Below are 1,594 nucleotides of genomic sequence, written 5' to 3' on the forward strand. Positions count from 1 at the left end.
ATACTTATGGTAATGATAGATAAAGTAAGCGAGTTGCGTATTGTGAGAGGGGTGGGTAATTTGTATTTATACCATATGGTAATAGGTGAAAAAGATAGCGATATATATGTAAGCCCACAAAAACCTATACATAGCTCCTTATCTAGCTAACAATAAAAAGTAATGTGTCACATGTTAAAAAATGATTTAGAACAAGCAAGAAGCCCTTCAGAGTAAAATCTGAAGGGCTTCTCAACATATATGAATCTACTTAAACCTGAAATTGAATATCTGAAGGGGCATTGTTGTTTTATTCAAGTTTAGTGAGGAGCTTTTGTTTGCAGTAGCTTTATCCCCATGCCGATAAAAATCATTCCTGTAATTTTGTTTAAAACCGTTCCTATCTTTTGGTTTCCTCTTAGTTTTTTTGTAACGTAGGAAGAAAAATAAGCAATAAATAGACACCATAACAACCCAGTGATAGTAAAGGTCAGTCCCAGAATGATAAATGGGATCGGTCCCGAATCCTTTGTATCTATAAATTGAGGAAGAAACGCAATAAAAAACAAAGAAACTTTTGGATTCGTAAGACTTGTCAAAAGCCCTTGCACGTATATTTTCCTTATGTTTAGCTTGTTGGTTGCAGCAGCCTGAAAAGCTAAATTTGTTTTATCAATCAACATTCTAATCCCTAAATACACTAAATAAATAACACCAACAATTTTGATGATATTAAATAAGAGAACAGATTTTACAAGTATGATTGATAAACCAAAAGCAACGAACAACGTGTGAGTCAAAGAACCAGTAATAATACCTAAAACAGAATAAACACCTGCTTTTCGGCCTTGTGACATACTTCTCCCGACTATATACATTGTGTCTGCACCAGGAATTAAGTTTAGTAAAATTCCTGTTAATAAAAATACCTCATAATTAATAACTCCATACATATTAAGCACCTCTCTCTATTTTTGGGGTGCCCTTATCGATATTACAGCATGCTGTATGAAAACAAAAGTATTTTTTCATCTTTGTTCGTAAATATTTCTTCTATCCTTAACTACCGATAAAGTGCATTATGGCTCAGTAACAGCGTTGCACAGTCAGTGGCAAAATATTGTTTATAAGTAGGGTATTATCATAAGGATTTAAACAAAATTTGCTTGTATCATCACTTAATACGTACATTAGAGTATTGGTTTTACAGTAACAAAACTGTTCATTTTCGTTACAGCCAATTACCTAATTCCCTTGTAAATTAAGTATTTAGCGTTCATTAAATTGCTTATTGTGGTCTATAGCAGCTTGGCTGGTAGCAGGCCTACTTTTTGAATAAACCACATGCACAACGTTATTAAATCTTTAGCTTGGTACTACTCGTTCTTTAACCTACCTTTTTGGTCAGCTGTTGGAGAGCTTGTAGAGACAAAGATCGTTGTAATACCTGTGAAAAGAGAGTAAGTTCGTTTGAAACCTCACGACACATAAAAAACGTCATACTTTCCATTATATTACAGAAGAAATATCGTTTTTTCGTTTTGGGGGTAATGATTTGCCTTAGCTTGATGGGGATGGGGTTTAGCCCATATTTTGGTTATTCCATTAAAGGGCG

1 protein-coding gene is annotated in these 1,594 nt (G+C 33.9%); it reads right to left on the bottom strand.

Translation table 11 applies throughout. The annotated features are described in order from the left end of the window. Nucleotides 1-299 precede the first annotated feature (299 nt). Nucleotides 300-932, bottom strand: a complete 633-nt coding sequence (locus V7164_RS22050) for a LysE family translocator (protein WP_335344785.1) — start codon at nucleotides 930-932, stop codon at nucleotides 300-302. Nucleotides 933-1,594 lie beyond the last annotated feature (662 nt).

It is taken from the genome of Bacillus sp. JJ1474, from assembly GCF_036965225.1.
Classification (GTDB): Bacteria; Bacillota; Bacilli; order Bacillales; family Cytobacillaceae; genus Cytobacillus.

What these genes read in the sequence shown, in the direction of transcription:
- V7164_RS22050 (WP_335344785.1), bottom strand. Translation starts at nt 932, where the DNA reads ATGTATGGAGTTATTAATTATGAGGTATTTTTATTAACAGGAATTTTA.